20 protein-coding genes are annotated in these 22,943 nt (G+C 53.2%); 10 read left to right on the plus strand and 10 right to left on the minus strand.

From position 1 onward, the window contains the following. Positions 1-40: 40 nt before the first annotated feature. Positions 41-292 (minus strand): NGO1151 family protein, encoded by a 252-nt coding sequence (locus EL216_RS10390; RefSeq protein WP_085390238.1) that lies wholly within the window; start codon positions 290-292, stop codon positions 41-43. Between the two features lie 169 nt (positions 293-461). On the opposite strand from EL216_RS10390, the gene EL216_RS10395 reads away from it, so the two are divergent. Together EL216_RS10395 and EL216_RS10400 are read left to right on the plus strand one after the other, a co-directional pair. Next, complete coding sequence (locus EL216_RS10395) at positions 462-1,244, plus strand: hypothetical protein (protein ID WP_085390239.1); 783 nt, start codon at positions 462-464, stop codon at positions 1,242-1,244. 59 nt (positions 1,245-1,303) lie between these two features. Continuing rightward, on the plus strand, positions 1,304-1,783 hold the full coding sequence (locus EL216_RS10400; protein WP_085390240.1) for a DUF3465 domain-containing protein: 480 nt from the start codon (positions 1,304-1,306) through the stop codon (positions 1,781-1,783). A 103-nt stretch (positions 1,784-1,886) separates the two neighbouring features. On the opposite strand, the gene EL216_RS10405 is transcribed toward EL216_RS10400, so the two are convergent. Next, complete coding sequence (locus EL216_RS10405; RefSeq protein WP_085390241.1) at positions 1,887-3,080, minus strand: amino acid aminotransferase; 1,194 nt, start codon at positions 3,078-3,080, stop codon at positions 1,887-1,889. A 621-nt stretch (positions 3,081-3,701) separates the two neighbouring features. Here EL216_RS10405 and pflB point away from each other — a divergent pair. Both pflB and pflA read left to right on the plus strand, forming a co-directional pair. Then, positions 3,702-5,987: a formate C-acetyltransferase gene (gene pflB, locus EL216_RS10410; protein WP_085390242.1), complete on the plus strand. Its 2,286-nt coding sequence runs from the start codon at positions 3,702-3,704 to the stop codon at positions 5,985-5,987. Positions 5,988-6,137: 150 nt separating this feature from the next. Then, positions 6,138-6,941, plus strand: coding sequence for a pyruvate formate lyase 1-activating protein (gene pflA / locus EL216_RS10415; protein WP_085390243.1), 804 nt, complete (start codon positions 6,138-6,140; stop codon positions 6,939-6,941). 133 nt (positions 6,942-7,074) lie between these two features. Here the strand turns inward: pflA and EL216_RS10420 are convergent, their stop codons facing one another. Beyond that, positions 7,075-7,539, minus strand: coding sequence for a winged helix-turn-helix transcriptional regulator (locus EL216_RS10420; RefSeq protein WP_085390244.1), 465 nt, complete (start codon positions 7,537-7,539; stop codon positions 7,075-7,077). Between the two features lie 132 nt (positions 7,540-7,671). Between EL216_RS10420 and EL216_RS10425 the strand changes: the two genes are divergently transcribed. The 4 genes from EL216_RS10425 (at position 7,672) to EL216_RS10440 (ending at position 12,228) form a co-directional block, all read left to right on the plus strand. Further along, positions 7,672-8,928, plus strand: a complete 1,257-nt coding sequence (locus EL216_RS10425; RefSeq protein ID WP_085390245.1) for a D-amino acid dehydrogenase — start codon at positions 7,672-7,674, stop codon at positions 8,926-8,928. 284 nt (positions 8,929-9,212) lie between these two features. Continuing rightward, complete coding sequence (gene alr / locus EL216_RS10430) at positions 9,213-10,271, plus strand: alanine racemase (protein WP_085390246.1); 1,059 nt, start codon at positions 9,213-9,215, stop codon at positions 10,269-10,271. Between the two features lie 84 nt (positions 10,272-10,355). Then, positions 10,356-11,486 carry a succinyl-diaminopimelate desuccinylase gene (gene dapE, locus EL216_RS10435; protein ID WP_085390247.1) on the plus strand — a complete coding sequence of 377 codons (1,131 nt, stop codon included), beginning with the start codon at positions 10,356-10,358 and terminating at the stop codon, positions 11,484-11,486. 169 nt (positions 11,487-11,655) lie between these two features. Then, on the plus strand, positions 11,656-12,228 hold the full coding sequence (locus EL216_RS10440; RefSeq protein ID WP_085390248.1) for a DUF4126 domain-containing protein: 573 nt from the start codon (positions 11,656-11,658) through the stop codon (positions 12,226-12,228). A gap of 186 nt (positions 12,229-12,414) precedes the next feature. Here EL216_RS10440 and EL216_RS10445 read toward each other — a convergent pair whose 3' ends face one another. The 7 genes from EL216_RS10445 to EL216_RS10475 form a co-directional block, all read right to left on the minus strand. After that, positions 12,415-13,242 (minus strand): symmetrical bis(5'-nucleosyl)-tetraphosphatase, encoded by an 828-nt coding sequence (locus tag EL216_RS10445; protein ID WP_085390249.1) that lies wholly within the window; start codon positions 13,240-13,242, stop codon positions 12,415-12,417. A 208-nt stretch (positions 13,243-13,450) separates the two neighbouring features. After that, a complete protein-coding gene (locus EL216_RS10450; RefSeq protein ID WP_085390250.1) occupies positions 13,451-13,837 on the minus strand; it encodes a RidA family protein in 387 nt (128 codons plus the stop codon). Positions 13,838-13,935: 98 nt separating this feature from the next. Further along, the gene (gene ribF, locus EL216_RS10455; protein ID WP_085390251.1) at positions 13,936-14,865 is read right to left on the minus strand and encodes a bifunctional riboflavin kinase/FAD synthetase; all 930 of its coding nucleotides are present in this window, start codon (positions 14,863-14,865) and stop codon (positions 13,936-13,938) included. 142 nt (positions 14,866-15,007) lie between these two features. Further along, positions 15,008-15,604 carry an LURP-one-related/scramblase family protein gene (locus EL216_RS10460; protein WP_085390252.1) on the minus strand — a complete coding sequence of 199 codons (597 nt, stop codon included), beginning with the start codon at positions 15,602-15,604 and terminating at the stop codon, positions 15,008-15,010. Positions 15,605-15,763: 159 nt separating this feature from the next. Beyond that, a complete protein-coding gene (locus EL216_RS10465) occupies positions 15,764-16,444 on the minus strand; it encodes a Fe2+-dependent dioxygenase (RefSeq protein ID WP_085390253.1) in 681 nt (226 codons plus the stop codon). A gap of 153 nt (positions 16,445-16,597) precedes the next feature. Beyond that, a complete protein-coding gene (locus EL216_RS10470; protein WP_085390254.1) occupies positions 16,598-18,802 on the minus strand; it encodes a TonB-dependent receptor in 2,205 nt (734 codons plus the stop codon). 563 nt (positions 18,803-19,365) lie between these two features. Continuing rightward, complete coding sequence (locus tag EL216_RS10475) at positions 19,366-20,361, minus strand: PhoH family protein (protein ID WP_085390255.1); 996 nt, start codon at positions 20,359-20,361, stop codon at positions 19,366-19,368. Between the two features lie 490 nt (positions 20,362-20,851). Between EL216_RS10475 and hisC the strand changes: the two genes are divergently transcribed. Both hisC and hisB read left to right on the plus strand, forming a co-directional pair. After that, on the plus strand, positions 20,852-21,931 hold the full coding sequence (hisC, locus tag EL216_RS10480; RefSeq protein WP_085390351.1) for a histidinol-phosphate transaminase: 1,080 nt from the start codon (positions 20,852-20,854) through the stop codon (positions 21,929-21,931). 71 nt (positions 21,932-22,002) lie between these two features. After that, positions 22,003-22,923 (plus strand): imidazoleglycerol-phosphate dehydratase HisB, encoded by a 921-nt coding sequence (gene hisB / locus EL216_RS10485; RefSeq protein ID WP_085390256.1) that lies wholly within the window; start codon positions 22,003-22,005, stop codon positions 22,921-22,923. Positions 22,924-22,943: the final 20 nt, after the last annotated feature.

Consider the following 22,943-nt stretch of genomic DNA (forward strand, 5'->3'; position numbering starts at 1 on the left):
ATGACTTAACACAAACACACATTTTTCTTCCGAACGGCCGTTAGCGTTCTTTTTCTCGGAAAAATGCGTAGGTTACGTCGTGGAAAAGATCAGTGTGCGGGCTGTCTTCGTAGGTCAGCTCCGCCAGCGCATCTTCAAAAGCCAGTTGCACCGACTCGACAACTTCTTCGGCAAGGTCGGCAGGCAGGGCGCGGATCATACCTTTAAAGGCCGTTGCGAGCACATGGTTCTGCATACGCAGCACATCGTTGGCTTCTTCAAGATAATCCAGACGTTGTTCGATGCTGTTCATTATTTTTTCCTTAATAATCTGTTAGAATAAAAACATTATATAGCAGATTCGGCTCACGATAGCGGTGTAAGCGGCCCCTTGGTGCCAACCGTAATTTAAAACTATCGAAAGCAGAAACAGGCGGCGGGAGAAAGCCGCCTATTTGACATACTGAAACGAGAGCAATCATATGAATACCAAACGCCCGACCTCAGGAAACATTACAGACAGCCAAACCGCTCAAGATGAATTTGATTGGGAACGTGGTTTGGAACGGCTTCGTGAAAAGAGGCAGCAGGGGCAGCCTAATACCGCGTTTGTACAGCCTGTCCGCCAAACGCAGGCGCAGCCTGCCGAAGTGCAGCTGCCAGCCGGAGAAGCGGAGAAGGTGCTGCGGGAATATCTCAAACAATGGCAGAAAGAGCATAACGACCCGCTTTCAGACACCATCACGGCGGAAACCGACACTACGGTTTTGTTGCAGGAAGACTGGTTGGCCGCACAAACGGCATTGCAAACTGCCGTGAGCGACGACAAAGTGCAGCGTACCCGCAATGTGTGGTTGAACCCGAAGCGCCAAACCGTTGAATTCGTCGACCCGCGCCCTGCGACGGAGCAGCAAGAGAAGTATGCGGATGAAGCGGCGGAAGAGGCTGTTGCAACGGTTGATCCCGAAGAATGGCTGCCGGTTACAGTGAAAGTGCTCGAGCCGCAGGTCAACCCGCACCAACCGGTAATGTGCCTGTCGGAGCAGGAACTACTGGAACGCTTGAGTCGCCGCTTACGCCCGCATCTAACCGATGCTATCGCAGGTATGGTGCGGGTGGCCGTGCAGAAACAGACGGCTACGCTTACTTATCAACTGCAACAAGTATTAAGTGAGCAGGCTCCTGCTTTGGTGGACGAGATTCTCGAATATAATTTGAAAGCGGCGATGTCTGAAATCAAATACAGCCTGAAATACAAGCGTTGAAAAAAATATGGCCGGATAAGTGATTATCCGGCTTTGTTTTAAAACAGTATGGAATAAACATGAAAAAAATCCGGATTTGGCTTGCCCTTGCTGTTGTGGTTCTTATCGGCTACCAACAATGGCAGCAGCAACAAACACCGCCTGCACAACTTTCCCGGCCTTCGGTACAAGCTCCGGCCATCGGCGGCGGCAACGCGGGCGGGCCGGCGGAGACAATACTTCAGACGGCCTTTGAACGGCAACAAAGCGATATTCAGATACAGGGGAGCGGCATCGTCAGCAAAACTCTGCCGGACGACAACAAAGGTTCCCGGCACCAGCGTTTTATCTTGAAATTGAGCAGCGGGCAAACGCTTTTGGTGGCACACAATATTGATTTGGCACCCAAAATCGAAGGGCTGAAAAAGGGCGACAAAGTTGAATTTTTCGGCGAATACGAATGGTCGGAACGCGGCGGCGTGATTCACTGGACACATCACGATCCCAAAGGCCGCCACCCCGACGGCTGGCTGAAACACAACGGGGTGATGTATCAATAAACCTTCAAACCTTCGGATATGTTCGAGAGGCCGTCTGAAAACATTTTAACGAAACCCGCAAAGCTCGTTTTCAGACGGCCTCTTGTCTTAATGGATACAACTTTTACTTCAATACTTCCGCAAAAGCATCAGCCACATAATCAATATTAGACTCGTTCAACCCCGCCACACACATACGACCGGAACTGACGAGGTAAACGGCAAACTCGTCTTGCAGGCGCTGCACTTGTTCGGGTGTCAAACCGGTGTAGCTGAACATGCCGCGCTGGGTGATGAAATAATCGAAGTTTTTGCCTGGCACTTTGCGCGTCAGCACATCGTACAGCTTTTGGCGCATGGCGCGGATGCGGTCGCGCATGGCATACACTTCGCTTTGCCATTGTGCAAACAGCTCCGGCGTGTTCATCACGTCGGCAGCCACATAGCCGCCGTGCGCGGGCGGGCTGGAATAAATGCGGCGCACGCTAAATTTCAGCTGGCCGAACACCAACGCGGCTTCTTCTTCATTCGGGCACACTACCGACAAACCGCCCACGCGTTCGCCGTAGAGCGACATATTTTTTGAAAACGAATTGCTCACAAACAGCGGCAAGCCCATCTGCACGGCTTTGCGGATAGCGTAGGCATCGCTGTCCAAATCATCGCCGAAGCCCTGATAAGCAATATCCATAAACGGAATCAGCTTGCGCGTTTGCACGATTTCCAGTACCGCATCCCATTGTGCGGCGGTCAAATCCACACCGGTGGGGTTGTGGCAGCACGGGTGCAGAATCAAAATGCTGTGTTCGGGCAGGTGCAGTAGAAATGCCAACATTTCTTCAAATTGCACACCGCCGGTGGCCGGGTCGTAATACGGATAGGCGCCTACTTCAAAGCCCGCTCCTTCGAAAATGCCTTTGTGGTTATCCCAAGTGGGGTTGCTCACATACACTTTGGCGTTCGGAAACCAGCGGCGCAGAAAATCCGCGCCTACTTTCAATGCACCCGAACCGCCGAGCGTTTGAATGGTGGCGATACGGTTTTCCTGCAAAGCGGGATTGGTTGCGCCGAAGAGCAGGTTTTGCACAGCATGGCGGAAGGTATCCAAGCCTTCCATCGGCAGATAAGGACGTGGCAAGGCGGTGGCTGAACGTTTCACCTCGGCTTTGCGTACGGAGCCGAGCACGGGCAGTTTGCCGTTTTCGTCGAAATAGATGCCGATGCCGAGGTTGACCTTGTGGGCGCGCGGGTCGTTATTGAAGGTTTCGACTAAACTGAGAATCGGGTCGCCGGGATAGAATGCAACGTGCTGAAACATTTCGGGGTTCCTTTGTCGGGTACAGTTGCTTGGAATTTTGGCACAAAGGAAGATTGTTTACAATTGAGGCCGTCTGAAAACGAGCTTTGCGGGTTTCGCTAAAAAGTTTTCATGCTGCCTTTATCTGCCAATATGCTGCTTGTTTTTTCGGCAGGACGATATAGTTTTATCGGGGTTGGTTTACGCGGCTGTCATCAATTGCTGAAAATACCGTATGGCGGCAGTGATTATTAAAATTTTAATAATAAATGAATAGCCAAACCGGACGGTTTGGGGAAAATACAAGAGAACGGTAATACTGCTAGATTAAGAAGCTGCCGCAATTTTTGATACTATTGCTTGGGTGATTTTTGAAAAGCGGGGATTCGATATTAGTATTAATATGGGTATAGTTGAAGCAAATTTTCAATATATTCTACTCCTATTTGTACATCTATTTGAAGTCATGCATTGTGAAATTTTTTGTGTTTTTATTACCAATATTTAATTTTCTGATTTAAGTCAAAAAGTAATTTTATTTCACAAATACTACATACAAACATACTTGAATAAGTGTTATCCTGCCACTATTAAGTTTATATCTGAGATTTATTTAATGTAATGAAAATAAGGAGTTCAAATATGAATACCACCACACAAGAGCGTCCTGCCGCTTGGGCCGGTTTTCAATCCGGTGATTGGGAGAACAGCATTAATGTGCGCGATTTCATTCAGAAAAACTACACCCCTTATGAGGGCAAAGGTGATTTCTTAGCCCCCGCCACCGAAGCCACCACCAAACTGTGGGTGGAAGTGATGGAAGGCATCAAAGTGGAAAACCGCACCCATGCACCGTATAAAATCGATGCGCAAGTGGTTTCCGGCATTACCAGCCACGGCCCCGGCTATATCGACAAAGAGTTGGAAACCGTGGTCGGACTGCAAACCGACGAGCCTTTGAAACGCTCCATCATGCCCTTCGGCGGCCTGAAAATGGTTCAAGATTCCTGCAAAATTTATGAAGTGGAACTGAACCCTACCGTTACCGAGATTTTTACCAAATACCGCAAAACCCATAACCAAGGTGTGTTTGACGTTTATACGCCCGATATCCGCCGTTGCCGCAAATCAGGCGTGCTGACCGGCCTGCCCGATGCCTATGGCCGCGGCCGTATCATCGGCGACTACCGCCGCGTTGCCTTATACGGTATCGACCGTTTGATGGCGGATAAAGTTGACCAATTCAATTCGTTGCAACCTGATTTGGAAGCCGGTAAAAACTTAGAAGATGTTATCCGTCGCCGCGAAGAAATCAATGACCAACACAGAGCTTTGGCTCAAATGAAAGAAATGGCCGCAAGCTATGGCTTCGATATTTCCGGTCCTGCCAAAAATGCCCGCGAAGCCGTTCAATGGACTTATTTTGCTTATTTGGCAGCCGTAAAATCCCAAAACGGTGCGGCCATGTCGTTCGGCCGTGTAGCCACTTTCTTGGATATTTTCATTGAGCGCGACCTGCAAAATGGTACGCTGACCGAAAGCGAAGCTCAAGAGTTGATCGACCATCTGGTGATGAAACTGCGTATGGTTCGCTTCCTGCGCACGCCCGAATACGACCAATTGTTCTCAGGCGACCCTATTTGGGCAACCGAATCCATCGGCGGTATGGGCTTGGACGGCCGCACGCTGGTTACCAAAAACAGCTTCCGCTTCCTGCATACGCTGTACAACATGGGTCCGTCTCCCGAGCCGAACATTACCGTGTTGTGGTCTGAGCAATTGCCGGAAGGCTTCAAACATTTCTGTGCCAAAGTATCTATCGACACTTCGTCTATCCAATACGAAAACGACGATTTGATGCGCCCCGACTTCAACAGCGACGACTACGCCATTGCCTGCTGCGTCAGTCCGATGGTGGTAGGCAAACACATGCAGTTCTTCGGTGCGCGCGCCAACTTGGCCAAAACCCTGCTGTATGCAATCAACGGCGGTGTGGACGAGAAATCGAAAGACCAAGTAGGCCCGAAATCAGAGCCGATTTTGGACGAAGTGTTGGATTTCGACACTGTGATGGCCAAAATGGACAGCTTCATGGATTGGCTGGCAACCCAATATGTTACTGCGTTGAATATTATCCACTACATGCACGATAAATATTCATACGAAGCCGCATTGATGGCATTGCACGACCGCGACATCAAACGTACCATGGCGTGCGGCATCGCCGGTTTGTCGGTAGCGGCCGACTCGTTGTCTGCCATCAAATACGCCAAAGTGAAACCGATCCGCGATGAAGACAATATCGCCATCGACTTTGAAATCGAAGGCGAATATCCGCAATTCGGTAACAACGATGACCGCGTGGACGACATCGCCTGCGATTTGGTGGAACGCTTTATGAAAAAAGTGGCCACCCATCCGATGTACCGCAATGCGATTCCGACCCAATCCGTGCTGACCATCACTTCCAATGTGGTGTACGGCAAAAAAACCGGCAACACGCCCGACGGCCGCCGCGCAGGTGCTCCGTTCGGCCCGGGAGCCAACCCGATGCACGGCCGTGATGTGAACGGCGCAGTCGCTTCGTTGAGTTCGGTAGCGAAACTGCCGTTTGAATTTGCCAAAGACGGTATTTCCTACACCTTCTCGATTGTGCCGGGCGCATTGGGCAAAGACGAACAATCGCGCGAACGCAATCTGGCAGGTTTGATGGACGGTTATTTCCACCACGAAGCCGGCGAAATCGAAGGCGGCCAACACCTGAACGTGAACGTGCTCAACCGCGAAACCCTGATGGACGCGATGGAACATCCCGAGAAATATCCGCAGCTGACCATCCGCGTATCCGGCTACGCCGTCCGCTTCAACTCGCTGACCCGTGAACAACAGCAAGACGTGATTACCCGCACCTTTACAGCCAACATGTAATCCGGTTCGGGATTTACCGCAACAATGCCGGGTTTGCAGCCCGGCATTTTTTTCAGACGGCCTCAAGCAGCATCAAGGCCGTCTGAAAAAACAACCGCCACCATATAGTAAATAAACTTGTATTTGCTAAAAAACCAACAAGGCAACCCTATGCAAACCTACACCATCAAGGCCGAAGAAAATCCGCACCGCGAAGGACACCGCGGCTACCACGGCACAGGCATCATTCATTCCATCGAATCCTGCGGCACTGTCGACGGCCCCGGCTTGCGTTTCGTGCTGTTTATGCAAGGCTGCATGATGCGCTGCCTCTATTGCCATAACCGCGATACTTGGGACATGCATACCGATAAGGCGCAAGAGATGACGGTGGAGCAGGTGATGAAGCAGGTATTGTCTTACCGCCATTATCTGAAGGCCACCGGCGGCGGTGTAACGGCTACCGGCGGCGAACCGTTGCTGCAATACGAGTTTATCCGCGACTGGTTCAAGGCCTGTTGGGAGTACAACATCCACACCTGCCTCGACACCAACGGCTACGCCCTGCATTACGATGGTATTCTCGACGACCTGCTCGACCACACCAATCTCGTGATGCTCGATTTAAAACAAATCGACCCAGAAATCCATAAAGTGCTGGTTGGCATTCCCAACACTAAAACGCTGAAATTCGCCCGCTATCTGGCCGAGCGCAACCAGCCTACGCGGGTGCGTTATGTGATTGTGCCGGGATATACCGATGACGATCATTCCGCCCACCTGCTCGGCGAGTTTATCGGCGACATGGAAAATATCGAAACCGTGGAGCTGCTGCCCTATCACGAACTGGGCGCGCACAAATGGGAATTGTGCGGCGACGAATACAAACTTAAGGGAGTAAAGCCGCCGCCCAAAGAAACCGTGCTGCATATCAAAGAAATTCTCGAAGGCTACGGTAAAAACATTATTTATTAACCGATTCTAAAGGCCGTCTGAAATGGTTTTGGCGAAACCCGCAAAGCTCGTTTTCAGACGGCCTTTTTTTATCGAATATGGCAGACGGCCGGCCGAGAGGTTGCGGGCCGTCTGAAAACGAGTTTCGCTAAAATCAATCCAAATGCAGCAGCACGTCTTCTTTCACTTCTTCCATCACCACATAGCTGCGGCTTTCGGCGGCGGCGGGCAGTTGCAGCAGGATATTGCCGAGCATATCACGGTAGGCCGACATATCGGGCAGGCGCACTTTGATTAAGTAGTCGTATTCGCCCGACACCAAATGGCATTCCAGAACTTGCGGAATCATCGACACTTCGCGGCGGAAGTCTTCAAAAATATTGCCGGATTTTGAGCGCAGTTTGAGTTCTACGAACACCAACAGGCTTTGCCCCAAGGCGTGCGGATTGAGGTGGGCGTGATAGCCGGTGATGATGTTTTCCCGTTCCAAACGGCGCACGCGTTCGGTAACGGGCGTGGTGGAAAGCCCCACTTTTTCGGCCAGCTCGGTCATCGGGATGCGGGCGTTTTGTTGCAGGATTTTTAAGATTTTGCGGTCGGTTTTATCCAGCTCTTTCATTGGTTTATTCACTGTATAAAATTAGATAAACATCATAATATGGGTTTTTTGCTATAAAATAAAGTGAAAAAAACTATTTAAAATTGTTTAGACTTAAAAAATACACTGCATAAAAGAGATAAAGAGGAAAACATGCATATCATCGTGTTGGGTGCAGGTGTTGCGGGCGTTTGCACCGCTTGGTATCTGCTGGAAGCGGGGCATCGGGTAACCGTTATCGAACGCGAAGAAGCCGCCGCCATGGGCACCAGCTTCGCCAATGCCGGCCAACTTTCCTACGGCTACACCACGCCGTGGGCCGCGCCGGGCATTCCCGCCAAAGCCGCCAAATGGCTGCTGAAAAAACATTCCCCGTTGATTTTCAAGCCCGACGGCAGCCTGTTCCAACTTCAATGGTTGCGGCAGATGCTGGCGAACTGCAATCCCGCCGGCTACAACGCCAATAAAGAGCGTATGGTGCGGATTTCGGAATACAGCCGCGAAATGTTCCGCCGCTTTGAAGCCGCAACCGGCATGGATTTCGAGGGGCGCAACAAAGGCACTTTGCAGATTTTCCGCCGCCGGCACGAAGTGGAAGCCGCCGCCAAAGACATTGAAGTGCTTGAAGCATACGGCGTGCCTTATCGGAGATTGCAGGCGGAAGAATGCCTGCAATACGAACCCGCCCTAAAAGGTGCGCTGCACAAAATCGCCGGCGCACTGCACCTGCCCAACGACGGTACCGGCGATTGCCATCTGTTTACCCGAAAACTTGCCGCCATGTGTATCGAGAAAGGGGCGGAATTTCAGTATAACCGTGCCGTCGAACGCATCGAACATTCAGACGGCTTCATCAAGGCCGTCCGTGCGGGCGGGCAGCGTTTCAAAGCCGATTGTTACGTTTGCACCCTCGGCAGCTTCAGCCGCCCGATGATGGCCGAATTAGGCTTGGATCTGCCTGTGTATCCCGTGAAAGGCTATTCGCTCACTATTCCCGTAACCGACAGCGATGCCGCGCCTGTTTCCACCATTATCGACGAAACCTACAAAGTGGCGGTTACCCGTTTCGACAGGCGTATTCGTGTCGGCGGCATGGCTGAATTGTCGGGCTACACCATCAATTTAAAACCTGAACGCCGCGAAACGTTGGAACTGGTGGTCAAAGACTTATACCCCGACGGCGGGGATTTGAGCCGCGGTATTTTCTGGAGCGGCTTGCGCCCGATGACACCGGACAGCACGCCGATTATAGGCGGCACCCGCTTCGGCAACCTGTTTCTCAACACCGGCCACGGCACGTTGGGTTGGACGATGTCGCTCGGTTCGGCCAAAATCGCCGCCGATTTGATATGCGGCAAAGCCACCGAAGTGCGTAGCGACGATTTGGGTTTGGCCCGTTATGCCGTTTGAACACTGGTTCGGAGGCCGTCTGAAAACCGTTTTTCAGACGGCCTCTTCATATTGACAGCCGGTAAAGGAGCAGGCTGTCGGCATTGGCTCTGCCGCCGTACCGCCCTGCAAAAAACCATTCTTTCAAGGCAGGGTAGCGATGCTGTAACGAGGGTTAGGCCGGTCGCCGGCATATTCAAAAAAGCAAGCAATCGGCCTATAATCCGTTATCCGTATTCAGGCCGTCTGAAAACCGTCGCAACCTGTTTTCAGACGGCCTCGAAACCAATAAAAAGGAACTTCACATGCGCCCGCTGAACGCCCAAATCCGCCTCGACAACCTGCGCCACAACTACCAAACGCTGAAAAACATCCACGGCAACAAACTGCTGGCGGTGGTAAAGGCCAATGCCTACGGACACGGTGCGGTACGGTGCGCCCATGCGTTGGCAGACATGGCCGACGGTTTTGCCGTCGCCTCCATTGAAGAAGCGGTGGAATTGCGCGAAAACGGCATCGAAAACCCGATTCTGCTGCTCGAAGGCGTGTTTGAAGCCAAAGAATACGCGCTGGTCGATCAATACCGCTTATGGCCCGCCGTATGCAGCCAATGGCAGCTTGAAGCCCTGCTGCACCACGAATGGCAGGCTTCCGTCAAAGTGTGGCTGAAAATGGATTCCGGCATGCACCGCGCCGGCTTCTTCCCGCACAACTACGCCGCCGCCTACACCGCCTTGAAGCAGAATCCGAGCGTGGCCGAGATTGTGAAATTCAGCCATTTCGCCTGTGCCGACGACCCCGAAAGCGGCATGACCGAAATCCAGCTTGAAGCCTTCGATTTGGGCTGCGAAGGCTTGGAAGGCGAAGAAAGTCTGGCCAATTCCGCCGCCATGCTGCGCTTTCCCGAAGCCCGCCGCGACTGGGGCAGAGCGGGGATTGCGCTTTACGGCGCATCGCCGTTGGGTGGCAGCGACGAACGCCTGAAACCCGTGATGCGCCTGAGCACGCGCGTATTCGGCGAGCGCGTGTTGCAGCCGCATTCGCCCGTGGGCTACGGCGCGGTGTTCTATACGCAAAAATCCACCCGCGTCGGCCTGATTGCCTGCGGCTATGCCGACGGCTACCCCCGCCACGCCCCGACCGGCACGCCCGTGGCCGTCGGCACCCACCGCAGCCGCTTAATCGGCCGCATTTCCATGGACATGATGACCATCGAACTGGACGTTTCCCAAGAAGGCATCGGCGATGAAGTCGAACTGTGGGGCGATACCGTCAACATCAACGAAGTGGCGGCAGCCGCCGGCACGATTGCCTACGAACTGCTGTGCAACGTCAAGCGCGCCAAGTTTACTTATTACGAATAACACACAGGCCGTCTGAACATTCGCTTTGGCACAGCACGAAAAGTGTGCTTTCAGACGGCCTCAACACCATCCGCAGAGGAAGAAATGAACGACACCCAATCTCTCGCCTTAACCAAGCAACTCATCGCCCAACCTTCCGTTACGCCCGACGACCAAAACTGCCAACAGATTTTGGCCGAACGGCTGCAAAAAATCGGCTTTACCATTGAACAAATGAATTTCGGCGACACCAAAAACATCTGGGCGCGGCGCGGCACGGCTTCGCCGGTGGTGTGTTTCGCGGGGCATACCGACGTAGTACCGCCGGGGCCGTCTGAAAAATGGGATTCGCCGCCGTTCGAGCCGACCGAGCGCGACGGCCGCCTTTACGGGCGCGGCGCGGCGGATATGAAAACCAGCATCGCCTGTTTCGTTACCGCCTGCGAGCGTTTTGTGGCGGAACACCCCGACCACACGGGCAGCATCGCCCTGCTGATTACCTCCGACGAAGAAGGCGACGCGCACGACGGCACCACTAAAGTGGTGGACGCGCTCAAAGCGCGCGGCGAATTGATTGATTACTGCATCGTCGGCGAACCCACCGCTGTCGAAACGCTGGGCGACACGGTGAAAAACGGCCGCCGGGGTTCGCTTTCCGGCAACCTTACCGTTAAAGGCAAGCAAGGCCACATCGCCTACCCGCATTTGGCGTTGAACCCCATACATACCTTTGCGCCCGCGCTGGCCGAACTGACCGCCGCCGAATGGGACAAAGGCAACGAATATTTCCCGCCCACCGGCTTTCAGATTTCCAATATCAACGGCGGCACGGGCGCAACCAACGTTATCCCCGGCACGCTCAACGTGAAATTCAATTTCCGTTTTTCCACCGAATCCACCGACATCGGCCTGAAACAGCGCGTGCACGATATTCTCGACAACCACGGCATCAGCTACGATTTGGAATGGTCGTGCTCGGGGCAGCCGTTTCTCACCGAAGCAGGCCGCCTGACCGACATCGCCCGCGAAGCCGTTGCCAAAGTGTGCGGAATACAGACCGAACTTTCCACCAGCGGCGGCACGTCGGACGGCCGCTTCATCAAAGCCATCGCCGCCGAGCTGATCGAACTGGGCCCCAGCAACGCCAGCATCCATCAGATTAACGAAAACGTGTTGTTGAGCGACATCCCGAAACTCTCGGCTGTGTACGAAGAAATGCTCAAAGCCCTGCTCTGAGGCCGTCTGAAAAATGGTGCGGGCGGAGGAAAGTTTGAAACGGCTTGAGGCCGTCTGAACACCGTTTTTCAGACGGCCTTTCGTGTGCAAACGGTGGCAAACCGTAAATTCAATGCCGTTCCGGCCGATTTGCAGTATGATGCGGTTTTTGATATTTCTTATTTAAATCATGACGTTTGACACCATCATCAGTATTGCCCTCGGTATCGGCTTGGCGGCCAGCACCGGTTTCCGCGTGTTTCTGCCTTTGTTCGCCCTCAGTTTGTCGGCTTATTTCGGCTTGTGGCCGCTGAACGAAAGCTGGCAATGGTTGGGCAGCACCAATGCATTGATTATTCTGGGGATTGCTGCGATTGTAGAATCGTTGGGCTATTTGATTCCGTTTATCGACAATTTGCTTGATACCATCGCCGTGCCGCTGGCAGGGCTGGCGGGTACGGCAGTGATGGCTTCCACCGCCGCCGATTTGAGTCCGGCGGTAACGTGGGCGTTGGCGATTATTGCCGGCGGCGGTGCGGCGGCAGCCATTAAAGGCGCAAACGCCACCACCCGTGCGGCCAGCACCGCGACAACGGGCGGGCTGGCGAACCCGATATTTTCGGTAGCGGAAACCGGCACGGCCGTGGTGATGACTGCGCTCAGTTTGTTTGTGCCGATATTGGCGGTGTTTGTAGTAGTGATGGTGTCGTTTTGGCTGTATCGGAAATACACCCGATACCGCAGGAGCAGGGCGCAAGTTTAAAGCGGCACGATATCGCTGCCTGCATAACCAAACATCAGGCCGTCTGAAAAGTTTTCAGACGGCCTGATGCTTTGTTATCGCGAATCGGCTTAAAAAGCAACCTGTGTCATGTTCGAGGATACGAACCGCGATAAAGATTCGGTGCGATATATACGATGGAACGGGCGCGTTGCATTTGGTGTCCGCCTATAAAGTGGTCGCCCAATGCAGCCCGCTTTGGGAATCGACTTGGGTAATTTCGTTCGTATCGAGATTCACTGCGGTCAGTTCGCCGCCCCAAAGCGCGCCGGTGTCGAGGGCGATAACGTTGCGGGCGTTGAGGTAGCCCAAGGCCGACCAATGGCCGAAAACAACGGTATGGCTCAAATGCCGGCGGCCGGGAGCTTCAAACCACGCACGCAGGCCGCTGGGCATGTCTTCGGGGCCGCCTTTGAAATCGTAATCGAGCTGGTTTTTGAACGTGAGGGCACGCATACGGGTAAGCACGTTGGTAATCATACGCAAGCGGTTGTAGCCTTCCAAATCGGGCGACCAACGGCGCGGCTTGTTGCCGTACATATTGAGGAAATACTGCATCGCTTTGTCGCCCCGCAATTCGCTTTCCACTTCTTGGGCCAGGCTTTCGGCTTCGGCCACGCTCCATTGCGGCAGCAGGCCGGCGTGTACCAAAACGTGTTTTTCGCTGCGTATCAGCAAAGGCTGGGCGCGCAGCCAATCGAGCATTTTCAAGCGTTCGGGGTGCTCGAGAATCGGTGAAATGGTGTCGCCGCGTTTGATTCTGCCGAAGCCGTACGACACAGCCAGCAGGTGCAGGTCGTGGTTGCCGAGCACGGTGCGGATGCTGCTTTCGTGCCGCATCACAAATTGCAGGGCTTCGAGTGACTGCGGGCCGCGGTTGACGATGTCGCCCGTGAGCCAAAGGGTGTCGGTGCCGTGGTTAAAACCTATTTTGGCGAGCAGGGCGGTAAGCTCGGCAAAGCAGCCTTGAATGTCGCCGATTGCGTAATGTGCCATGATGTGGCTCTCTTTGAGGGGGAAGGGTTGTGCAGGCCGTCTGAAAAAAACGGGTATGGATTTATTATCCGCATGGTGATGCAAATCTAACGGCTTGCCGCCGTTGCTCCGACTTTCTGTCGCTGAGTGAAAATATAGAAGGGTGGATTATGCGGATGATTCGTTGCAGGCCGTCTGAATAACATGTTCAGACGGCCTGCTTAATCTATCAGCCCAGCACCAATACGGCTTCCGCTTCCACCTGTACGCTTTTGGGCAGACTGGCTACGCCGACGGCGGCGCGGGCGGGAAAGGGTTGGCTGAAATATTCGGCCATCACTTCGTTGAATACGGCGAAGTTGCCCAAGTCGGTGAGGTAGGCGTTGACTTTAACGATGTCGTCCAAAGAACCGCCCGCAGCTTGCGCCACGGCTTGCAGGTTTTTAAACACTTGGTGCGCTTCGGCGCGGAAATCGCCGTTGCCGACCACGGTCATGGTGGCGGGGTCGAGCGGGATTTGGCCGCTCATGTAAACGGTGTCGCCCGCGCGCACGGCTTGGCTGTATGCGCCGATGGCGGCGGGGGCGTTGTCGGTGTGGATGATGGTTTTAGTCATGATGTTATCTCCTTGAGAATAAGAGTTAATTATCTGATAAATGACAGGGGTTTGTCAGCGGTAATGATTGTTCAGACGGCCTGATGAAGGTATTTGTTTCAGGCTTTCATCCGATTCCTCGCCGCATCCATATCCGCCCAAATCTGTTTTTTCAAATCGTCAATATTGTCGAACTTGGCTTCGTCGCGCAGTTTGTGAAGAAAACGCACGCGGATGCGTTGGCCGTATAGGTTGCCGTTGAAGTCGAACAAATGCACTTCGAGCTTTTGGCGGCGGGTTGCGGATACGGTGGGGTTGAAGCCGAAGCTGGCTACGCCGCGGCGGGTGCCGAAGCTGCCTTCCGCTTCAACTACAAACACGCCGCTGAGGGCGTAGTGGTGTTGGGGAAGCTGCACGTTGGCGGTGGGGCAGCCGATGGTGCGGCCGAGTTTGGCACCGTGTTTGACTTTGCCGCTGAGTGCGTAGTCGTGGCCGAGCAGTTTGCCGGCGTATTCCAAGAGGCCGTCTGAAAGGGCTTTGCGGATGGCGGTGCTGCTGGCGCGGATGTTTTCCACCAACACGGAGGGGGTGCGCTCGGTAACCATGTCGGGCTGGCTTTGCAGCAGGGCGAAATCGCCTTCACGCCCTGCACCGAAGCGGAAATCGTCGCCGATGATCAGGTATTTGGTGTTGAGGGTTTCGCGCAGCAGGCGGCTGATGAAGGTTTGGGCGTTGATGTCGGCAAAGGCTTGGTTGAAACGCAGCACCCACACGGCATCGACGCAGCCGGTTTCGCGCAGCAGGTGCAGTTTGCTGCGCAGCGGGCTGAGGCGGTAGGGCAGTTCACGGCCTTGTTTGCGGGCGAAAAATTCTTGCGGCTGCGGCTCGAAAATCACGGCAACCACGGGCAGGCCGCGGCTTTGTGCTTCTTGTTTGAGCCGTTGCAGGATGTGGCGGTGGCCGAGATGCACGCCGTCGAAATTGCCGATGGTAACGGCGGAGCCTTGCGGAAAGTCGGGGCGGCTGCCCAAACCGAACCAGATTTTCATGGGTAATGTCTGTGTGTGTGAAAAAACGGAGTATTGTAAGCCGAATCGGCGGCGGGGGGAATGCCGTGATGCCGTCTGAAAAAAGCTCAATGCAGGTTTTGGCAAAGCTCACAAAGTTCGTTTTCAGACGGCCTTGAATAGATTAGCCGTCGCGGCGTTCGAGCAGCATCAGCAGCATGGCGGCGTTCAGCACCAACACATCGTCTTCCGCCGGAGCTTGGGCGGTCTTTTCCAAGCTGAATTTGCGTTCGAAAAACGAGGCGTTTTTCTTGAGAAGGTAGGTTTCGTGTCCGTCGGGCGTGGCGATAGTGTAGGTCGGGTTGAGAAAATAGCCGGTGAGCATGCCGAGAAGGGGGATTTCGCCGACGATGCCGTCTACCACTGCTATCCACGGGTTGGCTTCGTGCAGGGTGTAGCGCTGATTGCCCGCTGCATCACTGAGAGTATAGCTGGTTTTCCACAATGATTTCATGCCGCTGCGCTTGATGCTGCCGATGATTCGGCCCGCCGCGTCGCGCACGGTGTAGTTGGCGTTGAAGTCGATAATACGGTCGGCATCGATGGTGTAGAGTCTCTCGTTGCGGCTGCCGTCGCGGAAAATTTCGATGGATTCTTTAATCTTAAAAATCTTCTGGCGCGTGTAGGCTACTTCTCTACCTTGTGCATCGAACACGGTAAAGTCGTTGGACGGGGTAAAGATTTTGAAGGTGAAGTTGAGGGGAAATTGAAGGTTTTGCATGTGTTGTTTCGAGAAATCAAGATGTTGCCGATTATAGCAAATTTTGATTCGTCATGACGGGGCTGTTTTGATGTGAGGCCGTCTGAAAACGAACTTTGTGAGTTTCGCTTAAAGTTCACAAAGTTCGTTTTCAGACGGCCTCATTGGGTTGGAGCGGTATCAAATGCTCGACCATTGGCGCAGCAGGTTGTGGTAAACGCCTGTGAGCAATACGGATTCGTCGGATTCGCCGTATTGTGCGCGCAGGGAGGTGATAGCGCGGTCCATATCGAAGAGCATAGTGCGTTTTTCGTCACTGGATACCATGGATTGCGTCCAGAAAAAGCTGGCGATACGCTGGCCGCGGGTAACGGGGGTTACGTGGTGCAGGCTGGTGGCGGGGTAGACAATCATGTCGCCGGCAGCCAGTTTGACGCGGTGGCTGCCATAGTTGTCTTCAATCACCAATTCTCCGCCGTCGTATTCGTCGGGATTGTTGAGAAACAGGGTGGTGGATACGTCGGTGCGTACCCATTGGCCGGTGTAGGGGTCGCTACGGATGGCGTTATCGATGTGGTTGCCGAAGTTTTGGCCTTCGCGGTAACAATTGACCAGCGGCGGGAAAACGGTGTGCGGCAGGGCGGCGGAGAAAAATTCTGCGTTACGCAATACGGCGGCTTTCACCAGCTCGGCCATGGCTTTGCCGGTTTCGCTCATTTGCGGTAGTTGCAGGTTGTTTTTCACTTGGCCTGACTGGCTGCCTGCAGTGATTTTGCCGTCGCTCCACGGTGCATCGGCTAGCAGGTTTTGCGCATAGGCCAGTTCGTCAGCGGTCAGTACATTTTCGATATGCAGCAACATAATGATATTCCTTGTGATTTTGAAAAACCGATAAACTTAATATAGGAAGTGTTGCGGGATATTAAGTTTAGCGGCTCGGTTGGTAAAAGAGGCCGTCTGAAAAGGTTTGGAGGGAAAATGTTTTCAGACGGCCCCATGTGCTACGCAAGATACTTAGAATTTATAACCGAAGGTTGCCAGTACGGTACGGCGGTCGCCCGGTATCGCTTGGCGGCGGTGGCCGGTAGTGAAGTGTTTTTTGTCAAACACGTTGTTCACGTTGAGCTGTGCGCGGTATTTGCGGTTTTCGTAGCTGGTCATGGCATCGACTGCGGTATAGGCCGGCAGTTTCTGCACGATGCTGCCGTTATTGTTCGGACTGTGGGTATAACGGTCGCCGACATGGCGGATGCCCAAACCGGCATTCACGTTGTCGGTGATGCGGTAGTTGGTCCACAGGTTGGCGGTAAACTTGGCGGCTGCTTCGGGGAAGTGGCCGTTAAGCTGTTTGGTGGAAGGCGAGGTGGCCTTCATGCTGCCGTTACTTACGATCACGTTGCCGAGCACGTTCAGGCGATCGGTAATGCGGCCGGCCACTTCCAAATCCAAACCGTAAACTTTCGACCAGTCGATAAAGCCCGCATCACGGTAGTATTGCTGGGTTTTTTTGGTGTGGAACAGGGCGGCATTCACCGTCAGCGCATCGTCGAAGAAGGCGTTTTTGGTGCCGACTTCCACGGTACGGGTTTTTTCCGGCTCGGCAACCAGTTGTGCATCTTCCAAGGCATCGGGCTGGCCTGTTACGCGGTAGGCCACAGGTGTGGCGGCGGTACTGTAAGTGGCATAAACATTATGGCCGGGCAGGTAATCCCAAATCACACTGCCGTTGTAAGTCCAAATGTTGTCGGAACGGCTGGCGTTTTTGTTGTTTCTGCTCGGGATAAGCGCTTCGTTTTTGGTGTTGATGCGGTTGAAGCGCACGCCGGCAATGGCTTTGACCGTGGGAGTCAGCTCCACGATGTCATTCAAGCCCACGCCGATGGTGCGGGTGGTTAAAACGCCGCTATGCGCAGGGTTTTGGACGACTGTGAAGCGGTCGTTTGAGAGAAATTTTCCGCTGCCGACATCGTATGGAGAGCCTTCCAAAACTCCGTTGTTTCCCGGTACAACTTGGATGCCGTTACGGAAGAATGTGTTGGAAAGTCTGTAGTTGTTGCGTTTTTCCTGAGTCAGTTCCAGATTGGCGAGCAAATCGTGTTTGACCGGGCCGGTATCGAATTTGATATTGAAATCAGTATGGTTGCTCCATGTGTTGGAATCGTATTTGATGTTTTTGTAATCATTCAAACGGCGACGGATTTGTGTTTGGTTGCCGTTCCAGCGCGGTCCCAGTACCAGATAGTCATAATCGGTTTTGGCATAGCGCAGGGTATTGGTCAAAGTCGTATCGTCGTTGAAATTATGGCGGAGTTTTGCCGTGGCGGTATGGTTGCGGCGTTTTTCAAAATCAATATCGGGATAGCCGAAGTTTTTGTTGATCAGACGGTCGTCGGCCACGGCGGTGTTGCTGCCGGTGCTGCGGTAAGTCACGCCTAAGTCGGGGAATTTATCCGATTTTTCAAATTTATAGCCCAAGTCGAACTGGGTGTTGCTGCTCAAGCCGACGGAAATACTCGGGGCAATGCCGAATTTGCGGCTGTCGACAGGTTTGCGGAACGAATCTTTGTCTTCACCCACGATGTTCAGGCGCACGGCCACGTCGTCGTTAAAGGCATGGTTGAAATCACCGGTCAGGCGTTTGTAGTTGCGGTTGCCGACACCGAGAGCAACGTCGCCGCCGGTGCCGATATAAGGCGTTTTGCTGACTTGGTTGATTACGCCGCCCGCTGCTCCGCGGCCGAATAATACGGCGGCGCTGCCTTTAAGCACTTCGATGTGGTCGGTGTTGAAAGTGTCGCTGTTGAATTCGGCAGCCGAACCGCGCAAACCATCGTCGTATACGTCGCCGCCCGCGTGTAAGCCGCGGATAATCGGCACTTCGGTTTGCCCGCCTTCGCCCGCTTGGAAGGTAATACCGGCATTTTTCAATGCTTCTTTCAAGTCGGAAGTAGCTTGGTCTTTGATAACCTGCTGGTTGATAACCGTGGCACTTTGCGGAATATTCTGCACGTCTTGCAGACGTTTGCCGATGGTGGTGTTGGGGGCTTTATAGCCGCTGCGGACGGGCTTGCTGCCGCGCACGGTTATTTTTTCAAGCTCTGCCGAGGCCGCAGGTTGGGTGGCTGCAAAAGCCGGATTCATTGCGGCAGCCAGCAGGCCTACACCGAGTACCATAGACCGGTTGCGGCTACCGGTTAGGGTAATGTTTTTTTTGCTCATCAATCAAAACTCCTGATATGTATAAATTAAAGAAAAGGAATCATGCGCTAACAATAGGCGGTACAACGGCAATCGGGCGGATACTGCCTGGCAGGCGGTATTCGGATTTGCCGATATTATTTTCGACTATTGTTCAGGCCGTCTGAATCATGTTTCAGACGGCCTGAGACCTTTGCAAAACAATCAGTTGCGGTGTTTTTGCGCTATGCAAGGTTTGTTTGGTTTTGCAGGAAGTAGGTTTACATTTGCTATGCTGCCAAACCCTAGGCTGCATCCGCATCCGACCGTTTTACAAAGGTCTCGACCTGTTTGCTATCGATTTGGATATATTTTGGATATATGTAAAAATAATCATGATAACCAAAATCATTTTTATTTTAAATAAGGATAATGATTTGTCAATAAGGCGGTTATAAGCGGTATCGGTAGAGGAGCAAGTATGGCGGGCTCGCAGTTCGGGAATCCGTCGGTAACTAAAGGGCCCGCTGTTTTGCGGGCCTGTGTTGTATTTCCGCTATCCGGATTTCTGCGGCAGGTATTGGGACGTTGCTAGCCGTTTGTTGTCATGCCGGAAGTTGGCCGGGCAACAGTTGGGGCTGTTTTTCCGCTTTTTCTTCCGCTGCATCGTAGGCTTCGACGATTTTTTGTACAAGCGGATGGCGGACAACATCTTCACTGGTAAAGGTGTGGAAATACAAACCTTCGATGCCGCTGAGTTTTTCTTTGGCATCTTTCAAGCCCGATTTGATGTTACGGGGCAGGTCGATCTGGCTCAAGTCGCCGGTAATCACGGCTTTTGCGCCGAAGCCGATGCGGGTGAGGAACATTTTCATTTGTTCGGGCGTGGTATTTTGCGCTTCGTCGAGAATCACATACGCGCCGTTGAGCGTACGACCGCGCATGTAGGCCAGCGGAGCAATTTCGATTAAGCCTTTTTCCAAGAGCTTGGTAACGCGATCGAAGCCCATTAAATCATAGAGCGCGTCGTAAAGCGGGCGCAGGTAGGGGTCGACTTTTTGGGCGAGGTCGCCGGGCAGGAAGCCGAGTTTTTCGCCGGCTTCTACGGCGGGGCGCACCAAAACGATGCGTTCGATTTGGTGTTTTTCCATCGCGTCAACGGCGGCGGCTACGGCCAAATAGGTTTTGCCCGTACCGGCAGGCCCAAGCCCGAAAACAACATCGTGGTTGAGCAGCGCGCGGATATAGCCGTTTTGGCGCGGGGTACGCCCGCCGATGCTGCCGCGTTTGGTGCGCAGATAGTATTGCTGGTTATGATGTTTTTCTTCGTGCTGTGCGTCGGCGGTTTTGGCTTCGACGGCAGCAAGCTGGATGTCGCTGTCTTCGAGATCGCGGTTTTCGGCTATATCGGCCAACTTGAGAAGGGCGCGGCGGCCTGCGTGGGCGAGGTCGCCTAAAAAGGTGAAGCTGGAAAAACGGCGGCTGATTTGGATGTCAAGGGCTTTGCCTAAGGTGTCGAGATGGCTGTCGAGTGCGCCGCACAGACGTTGCAGCACAGTGTTGTCGATGTCGTCGAATTGCAGGTGAACGGTATGGGTCATGCGTTTTTATTTCTTTCGGAAAAAAATAGATTCGGATGGCTGGGTTATAAGGTTTAAATATCGAAAAATCAAGGCCATCTGAAAGAAGATATAGTAAATAAACTTGCCCCTTCTGCGGTGTTGTCACACCTTAATTTCAATAAAAGGGATGATTTTGTAGGCCGCTGAAGCGGCAGCAGAATCGGTTTCGTATGCATTGTACGGTTTACAGCTTGCCGGCTTGTATCGAAAATAAGTTTGGCTGCCGTAATTTTTGACTTCGCTCAAGTTCTGTTTTTAAACGGCTTGCATACGGAGGAATCGGAATGTTTGATAACCGGTTGGTAGAGTTTGTATTGAAGAGTTGTTCGGTCGGCCATAAAAAGCTGTGATAAATCGTGATAAAAGGATTATTTAAAAAGCATGAGATATCTTGGCCGCATGAGAATGCGTGTTTTATGGTACATTAATAGTTTCAGACGGCCTTTCGGCCGCGGTTCGGAGTATGATGATGACAACTTTATCCGATTTTATCCGCCCTGAAATTCAGGCGATGACGGCATACCGTGTGGCAGACCCGCCTGAAGGCTTTATCAAGCTGGATGCGATGGAAAGCCCTTATCATCCTTTTGCCGGTGCGCCCGAGCTGGCCGGCGAATGGCAACGGCTTCTGGCGGAAGCTCCGATTCACCTTTATCCCAACCCTGCAACCAGCGGTTTGCAGGATGCACTGCGTCAGGCGTTCCATATCCCCCAAGAGGCAAAAATTGCACTGGGCAACGGTTCGGACGAATTGATCCAACTGCTTACCATGCTGGTTGCCAAACCGAAAGCCACGATGTTGGCGGTAGAGCCGAGCTTTGTGATGTACAAGCACAACGCGCGGCTCTTCGGTATGCATTATGTGGGAGTGCCGCTTAATGAGGATTTCACATTAAATATGCCTGTGTTGCTTGAAGCTATTGAATGGCATAACCCGGCGCTGGTGTTTATCGCCTACCCGAACAACCCCACCGGCGTGTGTTTCAAGCGCGAAGAAGTGGAAGCTGTGATTGATGCGGCCAAAGGCATTGTCGTGGTGGATGAAGCCTACGGTGCTTTCAGCCGCGACAGCTTCCTGCCGCAGGCGGGCAGCATTGAGAATCTGGTGGTGATGCGTACCGTGAGCAAAATTGGTTTTGCCGGTTTGCGCATCGGCTATGCTTCGGGCTGTGCTGTCGTTATCGACGAACTGGCAAAAATCGTGCCGCCCTACAATATGAATCAATTGAGTCTTGCGACGGCGAAATTTGCCCTGCAACATGCGGAACGAATCGAAAAAACGACTGCCAAATTGAAAGACGAGCGCGAACGGATGTTTGCGGAATTATCGGCAATAGGCCGTCTGAAAGCTTTCCCCAGCGACGCGAACTTTATTACCGTGCGTGTGCCTGATGCGCAGGAGCTGTTTGATACGTTGAAGGAAAACAAAATTCTGATTAAAAACCTGCACGGCGTGCATCCTCTGCTGGATCAATGCGTGCGCATCACCGTCGGCTCTCCCGAAGAGAACGATGCCGTCTTAAAAGTAATTCGCGCCCTTTACGGGTAAATTTTTTTCAGACGGCCTCTCAGGTGGTCTGAGTAGATTTGAGATTAGTAAACACAACCGGATATTGTTATATGAATAAAGCACAACTTCATCTTCAAAATCTGTATATCCTGATGAAAGAGGCCGGTTCGCTGGCAGAGCTGGCGCGCCGCAGCGGTTATGAAAATTCTGCGTCGCTTTCCCAAATCAAACGCCGTCTGGAGCAGCAAAACACGGATGAAAACGGCCGCGGTATCCGCGCATCGCTGCTGGCCAAACTCGAAAGCGGCATGGGAAAACGCAAAGGCTGGATGGATAGGGAGCATGATCCTGAAGCTGAAAAACGTCAGAAAAAAGCAGCGGCCGGACGTGCCGCCGAAAAAGCCGTTGCCGCCGCATCCGCGCCCGTTTTTGAAGGTAAGCGTGCGGTTACGGTTGTCCGCAATACCAGTGAAACCCGGATTTCCGTATCGCTGAACCTCGACGGCAGCGGAGTAGGCCGATTCGATACCGGCGTGCCGTTTCTCGACCACATGCTCGACCAAATCGTCCGCCACGGCCTGATTGATTTGGACATTGCCTGCCAAGGCGATTTGCATATCGACGACCACCACACCGTAGAAGATATCGGCATCACGCTCGGGCAGGCGTTGAAACAGGCGTTGGGCGATAAGGCCGGAATCCGCCGCTACGGGCATGCCTATGTGCCGTTGGACGAGGCTTTGAGCCGTGTGGTGATTGATTTGTCGGGCCGTCCGGGGCTGGTGTACAACCTTGAATTTACCCGCGCAATGATCGGCCGTTTCGATGTGGATTTGTTTAGTGAGTTTTTCCAAGGCCTGGTCAACCACAGCATGATGACGCTGCATATCGACAATCTGCGCGGTAAAAATGCCCACCACCAAGCCGAAACCATGTTTAAGGCTTTCGGCCGCGCACTGCGCATGGCGGTGGAGTATGACGAACGTATGGCCGGCATTATGCCCTCGACGAAAGGTACGCTGACCGCCTGAGGCCGTCTGAAAAAATACCC

This window comes from Neisseria animaloris, from assembly GCF_900637855.1.
GTDB lineage: Bacteria > Pseudomonadota > Gammaproteobacteria > Burkholderiales > Neisseriaceae > Neisseria > Neisseria animaloris.

Bases quoted from the DNA above. Each gene is read 5' to 3' on its own strand.
- EL216_RS10390 (WP_085390238.1), bottom strand. From the start codon at position 292: ATGAACAGCATCGAACAACGTCTGGATTATCTTGAAGAAGCCAACGAT.
- EL216_RS10395 (WP_085390239.1), top strand. From the start codon at position 462: ATGAATACCAAACGCCCGACCTCAGGAAACATTACAGACAGCCAAACC.
- EL216_RS10400 (WP_085390240.1), top strand. From the start codon at position 1,304: ATGAAAAAAATCCGGATTTGGCTTGCCCTTGCTGTTGTGGTTCTTATC.
- EL216_RS10405 (WP_085390241.1), bottom strand. From the start codon at position 3,080: ATGTTTCAGCACGTTGCATTCTATCCCGGCGACCCGATTCTCAGTTTA.
- pflB (WP_085390242.1), top strand. From the start codon at position 3,702: ATGAATACCACCACACAAGAGCGTCCTGCCGCTTGGGCCGGTTTTCAA.
- pflA (WP_085390243.1), top strand. From the start codon at position 6,138: ATGCAAACCTACACCATCAAGGCCGAAGAAAATCCGCACCGCGAAGGA.
- EL216_RS10420 (WP_085390244.1), bottom strand. From the start codon at position 7,539: ATGAAAGAGCTGGATAAAACCGACCGCAAAATCTTAAAAATCCTGCAA.
- EL216_RS10425 (WP_085390245.1), top strand. From the start codon at position 7,672: ATGCATATCATCGTGTTGGGTGCAGGTGTTGCGGGCGTTTGCACCGCT.
- alr (WP_085390246.1), top strand. From the start codon at position 9,213: ATGCGCCCGCTGAACGCCCAAATCCGCCTCGACAACCTGCGCCACAAC.
- dapE (WP_085390247.1), top strand. From the start codon at position 10,356: ATGAACGACACCCAATCTCTCGCCTTAACCAAGCAACTCATCGCCCAA.
- EL216_RS10440 (WP_085390248.1), top strand. From the start codon at position 11,656: ATGACGTTTGACACCATCATCAGTATTGCCCTCGGTATCGGCTTGGCG.
- EL216_RS10445 (WP_085390249.1), bottom strand. From the start codon at position 13,242: ATGGCACATTACGCAATCGGCGACATTCAAGGCTGCTTTGCCGAGCTT.
- EL216_RS10450 (WP_085390250.1), bottom strand. From the start codon at position 13,837: ATGACTAAAACCATCATCCACACCGACAACGCCCCCGCCGCCATCGGC.
- ribF (WP_085390251.1), bottom strand. From the start codon at position 14,865: ATGAAAATCTGGTTCGGTTTGGGCAGCCGCCCCGACTTTCCGCAAGGC.
- EL216_RS10460 (WP_085390252.1), bottom strand. From the start codon at position 15,604: ATGCAAAACCTTCAATTTCCCCTCAACTTCACCTTCAAAATCTTTACC.
- EL216_RS10465 (WP_085390253.1), bottom strand. From the start codon at position 16,444: ATGTTGCTGCATATCGAAAATGTACTGACCGCTGACGAACTGGCCTAT.
- EL216_RS10470 (WP_085390254.1), bottom strand. From the start codon at position 18,802: ATGAGCAAAAAAAACATTACCCTAACCGGTAGCCGCAACCGGTCTATG.
- EL216_RS10475 (WP_085390255.1), bottom strand. From the start codon at position 20,361: ATGACCCATACCGTTCACCTGCAATTCGACGACATCGACAACACTGTG.
- hisC (WP_085390351.1), top strand. From the start codon at position 20,852: ATGACAACTTTATCCGATTTTATCCGCCCTGAAATTCAGGCGATGACG.
- hisB (WP_085390256.1), top strand. From the start codon at position 22,003: ATGAATAAAGCACAACTTCATCTTCAAAATCTGTATATCCTGATGAAA.